Source organism: Phyllobacterium sp. P30BS-XVII (genome assembly GCF_014138335.1).
In the GTDB taxonomy this organism is placed as follows: Bacteria; Pseudomonadota; Alphaproteobacteria; order Rhizobiales; family Rhizobiaceae; genus Phyllobacterium; species Phyllobacterium meliloti.
In genome coordinates this window covers 1-1,109 of record NZ_JACGXO010000023.1, presented here as the reverse complement: position 1 = coordinate 1,109, position 1,109 = coordinate 1, and the positions used below count along the sequence as shown (strand labels likewise).

The following is a 1,109-nucleotide window of genomic DNA, read 5'->3' as shown; positions in this document are numbered from 1 at the left end:
GCCTACAATGCAGCGCTGGAAGCCAACCTTGCCAAGTCGCGGTTTCTGGCACAGGCAAGCCATGATCTGCGCCAGCCCATCCACGCCATCAGTCTGTTCATCGCCTGCCTGCGCGATGCCAGACTGGGCGTTGAAGAACAGCAGATGGTCAACAATATCGACCGGTCACTGCAAAGCGTTTCACGCCTGTTCCAGTCCCTCCTCGACATCTCGACCCTCGACAGCGGCAAGATATCGGCGCAGCCCGAAGCTGTTGCCATTGGTGAGATCCTGCAGGATATCGCACGGCAGAATTCCGAAGCGGCCCAATGGGCCGGTGTGACCCTGACCGTCGTGGCAACGCATAGGTTCGTGCGCACCGATCCCAGCCTCCTGACCACCATGATCCAGAACATTGTTTCCAATGCCTTGAAATATGCCCCGGGTGGCCCTGTTCTGCTGGGATGCCGGGTGCGCGACGGCAAACTGTCAATCGAGGTGCATGATCGCGGCCCCGGTATTGCCGCGCAACATCTGCCGCGGCTTTTCGAGGAATTCTATCAGGTGCGCGAACGCGGCGATAAGGACACGGAAGGGGTTGGCCTTGGCCTGTCGATTGTGCAGCGTCTTGCCACGCTCATGGGACTGGACGTATCGCTGCGATCGGTGGAGAACCAGGGCACGACCGTTATCATCGATGGCTTTGAGATGGTCGCAGAGCCGGTCCGTTCACTTGAAACGGTCAGGGCCAAGCCTGCTTCCCTGCTGGACGGCCTGCGCGTGCTCTTGGTGGAGGACGACGTCAATATTCTCATGGCAACCGGCATACTTCTGGAGAAATGGGGCTGCATTGTTCAACAGGAGGATGCGCTTCCCGAAGGCAAGGATGTGACCTGCGACTTCATCATCACGGACTTCGACCTTGGTGCCAAGACCACGGGGACGGACTGCATTGCCTATATCCGCCGGGCCAATGGCCGCAAGATCCCGGCAATTGTTGTGACCGGTCATGACGAAAACCGTGTGCGCGATGATGTGGGCGATCCGCAGATACCAATCCTGTCAAAGCCCATCCGCCCGGCCGAACTGCGCTCAACCATTCTGGCGCTGAAACTTCAGACAGAGCAACA

The 1,109-nt window shown here is 58.8% G+C and carries 1 protein-coding gene; it reads left to right on the top strand.

The features are described 5' to 3' along the window. Positions 1 to 1,109 (top strand): hybrid sensor histidine kinase/response regulator (locus FHW17_RS25115; protein ID WP_182511105.1); only part of this gene is annotated, 1,109 nt, incomplete at both ends.